Below are 3,965 nucleotides of genomic sequence, written 5' to 3'. Positions count from 1 at the left end.
CCCACACCCCGTCAAGCCGCGGCCCCACCCAACCCGGCGCCGCAGCACGGAAGTCGGAAGGAGGGAGAGTCCCCGCCCCCTCCGGCAACGCGCCCAGCAGCGGTGCCCCCGCCACCTCCGGCAGGTCGGCCACATTGCAACGGGACGCCAGATCAGGGGTGGTGGGCCAGCTGCCGATCACCACGCCCAGCAAGTCGAGGCCCTGGGAGCGGAGTTCACGGGCCGTCAGTTCCGTCGTGTTCAGGGTGCCCAGGCCCGCCGAGGCCACCACCAGGACCGGGGCGTTCAGCAACCGTGCCGCGTCCGCCAGCGTGCCGCCCTCCTCGTCGAACCGTACGAGCAGCCCGCCCGCGCCCTCGACCAGCACCAGATCGTGCTCGGTGGCCAACTTCTGGGCGGCTTCGGCCACTTCGTGCGGGTGGACAGGAGTCATACCGGCCCGCCGCGCCGCCGTGCCGGGGGCCAACGGCTCGGGGTAGCGGGCGAGTTCGGCCGTCGTCACGGCGCCCGCGAGCCTCGCGACCTCGTCGGCGTCGCCGCGCTCGTCCGGCCGTAGACCCGTCTGGGCGGGCTTCAGGACGGCCACCGTGCGGCCGGCCGCCAGCGCCGCCGCGGCCACCGCGGCCGTGGTGATCGTCTTGCCGACCTCCGTGCCCGTGCCCGTGATCACCAGTACCGGCATGTCATCCCTCCCGCGCCGCCGCGCACACCGCGCGGGCGATCCGCGCCAGGTCGGCGTCGTTCGTGACGTACGGCGGCATCGTGTAGACGAGATCGCGGAACGGCCGCAGCCACACGCCCTCGCGTACGGCCGCGTCCGTCGCGGCCTTCATGTCCACGTCGTGGTCGAGTTGCACCACGCCGATGGCACCCAGGACGCGGACGTCCCGCACGCCGGGGAGCTGTGCCGCCGGGGCCAGGCCCTCCCGCAGGCCCGTCTCGATGCGCTTGACCTCCGTCAACCAGTCCTGGTTCAGGAGGAGTTCGATCGACGCGCAGGCCACGGCCGCCGCCAGCGGGTTGCCCATGAAGGTCGGGCCGTGGGCCAGGACCGGTACCTCGCCCCGCGAGATGCCCTCGGCCACGCGTGACGTGCACAGGCTCGCCGCCATCGTCATATAGCCGCCGGTCAGCGCCTTGCCCACGCACATCACGTCCGGCGTCACCGCCGCGTGCTCCGCCGCGAACAGCGCGCCCGTACGACCGAAGCCCGTCGCGATCTCGTCGAACACCAGCAGCACGTCATGCGCGTCGCACGCCTCCCGCAGCACCCGCAGATACGCGGGCGAGTGGAACCGCATCCCGCCCGCACCCTGCACCACCGGCTCCACGATCACCGCGGCCAGCTCGTGCGCGTGCCGCCCGATCAGCTCGTGCAGATGGGCCGCGTAGGAATCGTCGTATTCGGTCGGTGGTGCGTCGGCGAAGACCTGGCGGGGCAGGACGCCCGACCACAGCTCGTGCATCCCGCCCTCGGGGTCGCACACCGACATCGGCTGCCAGGTGTCGCCGTGGTAGCCGCCGCGCCAGGTCAGCAGACGCTGTTTCCCGGGGCGGCCGAGGGAGCGCCAGTACTGGAGGCACATCTTCACCGCGACCTCGACCGACACCGAGCCCGAGTCGGCCAGGAAGACGTGTTCCAGGCCGTCGGGTGACATGTCGACAAGGAGCTTCGCCAGCCGTACGGCGGGCTCGTGCGTGAGCCCGCCGAACATCACGTGGCTCATCCGGCCGAGCTGCTCGTGCGCGGCCTCGTTGAGCACGGGGTGGTTGTAGCCGTGGATCGCCGACCACCAGGACGACATCCCGTCGACCAACTCGCCCCCGCCGCCCGCCAGTCGGAGCCGTACCCCGCTCGCCGACTCCACGACGAGCGGGTCGACCCGGCCGGGCATCGGACCGTACGGATGCCAGACGTGCCGCCGGTCCAGCTCCAGCAGCTCCGGGACGGGCAGGCCGGACAGGGCGGGCAGGGCGGTCGGGTCAGGCATTGGGCGCTAGATCCGTTCCGGCACCTCGACGGCGTACGGAGACCAGGTCCCGGCGGACCTCGTCGACCTGCGGCACGGGAGCGGACGTAGAAGCGGGAGCCGAGCCGCAGACTGCGGCGCCCTCATGCCCAGCGCAGCCCCCACCGCACCCGGCGTCCTCGTGCGACCCGCATCCGCCCCCCGCCACAGCGGCCCGGTGCTGCGGCAGCGTCACCTCGCCCGCGCCCTCCACCTCGAAGCCCGCGTCCGCGATCATCTCCAGGTCGGCCTGGCCGGCCTGGCCCTCGGACGTGAGGTAGTCGCCGAGGAAGATCGAGTTGGCGAGGTTCAGGGCGAGGGGCTGCATCGTGCGCAGGTGGACCTCACGGCCGCCCGCGATGCGCACCTCTACGTCCGGGCAGACGAACCGCACCATCGCGAGGATGCGCAGACAGCGCTGCGGGGTGAGGTGCCAGTCGGCCTCGAGCGGGGTGCCCTCCATCGGGATCAGGAAGTTCACCGGCACCGAGTCCGGGTCGAGATCGCGGAGGGAGAAGACGACGTCGACCAGGTCCTCGTCGCTCTCGCCCATGCCGGCGATCAGGCCGGAGCAGGCGGACAGGCCCGCCGCGTGCGCCTTCTGCACGGTGTCGACGCGGTCGGCGTACGTGTGGGTCGTCGTGATGTCGCCGTACGTCGACTCGGAGGTGTTGAGGTTGTGGTTGTAGGCGTCCGCGCCCGCCTCGCGCAGCCGGTCGGCCTGGCCGTCGGAGAGCAGGCCGAGGCAGGCGCACACCTCGACGCCCTCGTTCTGGTCCTTGATCGCCTTGATGGTGCCCGCGACCCGGTCCACGTCCCGGTCCGTCGGGCCCCGGCCGGAGGCCACCAGGCACACGCGCTTGGCGCCACCCGCCACACCGGCCGCCGCGGCCTTCGAGGCATCATCGGGTTTCAGCCACGTGTACTTCAGGATGTCGGCCTTGGAGCCGAGCCGCTGCGAGCAGTACGAGCAGTCCTCGGGGCACAGGCCGGACTTCAGGTTGACGAGGTAGTTGAGCTTCACCCGTCGCCCGAACCAGTGCCGGCGCACCTTTCCGGCCGCGGCCACGACATCCAGCAGGTCGTCGTCGGAGGTGGCGAGGACGGCGAGTGCTTCCGCGCGGGTCGGCAGCTCGCGCCGAAGCCCCTTGTCCACGAGCGTGTTCAGCAGGTCCATGAGGCCCGATCCTGTCCTACGGGACCGCCCGCGGCCAAGGAGAGAATGCACAAGACATGCAGCTGGCGGTGTGGGTATCACCACACCATGGGCGGCCGGTCGTCCGATTAGTGTCTGTGCACTGCCTACAAAAGCCCCGGAGGAACCATGGCGTTCGGCTGGATCGACGACCAGGCGGAGCAGCGCCGTCGTGCCGGGCTCGTACGGACCCTGCGACCGCGTCCCGCCGACTCGCCGCTCCTCGATCTGGCGAGCAACGACTACTTGGGGCTCGCGCACCATCCCGAGGTCGTCGAGGGGGCCGCGGCGGCGGCGCGGACCTGGGGCGGCGGGTCCACCGGCTCGCGGCTGGTCACCGGTACGACCGAGTTGCATGCCCAACTGGAGCGCGAGCTGGCCGAGTTCACCGGGTTCGAGGCCGCCCTCGTCTTCTCCTCCGGTTACGCGGCCAACCTCGCCGCGGTCACCACCCTCGCGCCGCACGGTTCACTGATCGTCTCCGACGCGGGCAACCACGCCTCCCTCATCGACGGCTGCCGGCTGGCCCGGGGCGCCACCCAGGTCGTAGGACACGCCGATCCGGACGGGGTGCGCAAGGCGCTGCGGACGCACGACGGGCAGGCCGTGGTGGTGTCCGACTCGGTGTTCTCCGTGGACGGGGACGCGGCTCCGGTGGGGGCGCTCGCCGAGGCGTGCCGGGAGTTCGGGGCGGGGCTGCTGCTCGACGACGCGCACGGGCTCGGGGTGCTGGGCGAGGGCGGGCGCGGGGCGCCGTACGC

The 3,965-nt window shown here is 72.2% G+C and carries 4 protein-coding genes; 1 reads left to right on the top strand and 3 read right to left on the bottom strand.

The genetic code is table 11. The features are described from left to right. The 3 genes from bioD to bioB form a co-directional block, all read right to left on the bottom strand. A partial coding sequence (gene bioD / locus JHN63_RS48540) for a dethiobiotin synthase (RefSeq protein ID WP_200691533.1) occupies positions 1-682 on the bottom strand: 682 nt, incomplete at its 3' end. Between the two features lies 1 nt (position 683). Beyond that, complete coding sequence (locus tag JHN63_RS48535) at positions 684-1,991, bottom strand: adenosylmethionine--8-amino-7-oxononanoate transaminase (protein ID WP_200691532.1); 1,308 nt, start codon at positions 1,989-1,991, stop codon at positions 684-686. Then, a complete protein-coding gene (bioB, locus tag JHN63_RS48530) occupies positions 1,984-3,186 on the bottom strand; it encodes a biotin synthase BioB (RefSeq protein WP_200691531.1) in 1,203 nt (400 codons plus the stop codon). The genes JHN63_RS48535 and bioB overlap by 8 nt, the downstream gene beginning before the upstream one ends. A gap of 147 nt (positions 3,187-3,333) precedes the next feature. On the opposite strand from bioB, the gene JHN63_RS48525 reads away from it, so the two are divergent. After that, a partial coding sequence (locus JHN63_RS48525) for an aminotransferase class I/II-fold pyridoxal phosphate-dependent enzyme (protein ID WP_200691530.1) occupies positions 3,334-3,965 on the top strand: 632 nt, incomplete at its 3' end.

Source organism: Streptomyces sp. MBT65 (genome assembly GCF_016612545.1).
In the GTDB taxonomy this organism is placed as follows: Bacteria; Actinomycetota; Actinomycetes; order Streptomycetales; family Streptomycetaceae; genus Streptomyces.
Note: the sequence above shows the minus strand (reverse complement) of the source record. Positions and strands in the feature narration are given on the sequence as shown.

Bases quoted from the DNA above. Each gene is read 5' to 3' on its own strand.
- JHN63_RS48535 (WP_200691532.1), bottom strand. From the start codon at position 1,991: ATGCCTGACCCGACCGCCCTGCCCGCCCTGTCCGGCCTGCCCGTCCCG.
- bioB (WP_200691531.1), bottom strand. From the start codon at position 3,186: ATGGACCTGCTGAACACGCTCGTGGACAAGGGGCTTCGGCGCGAGCTG.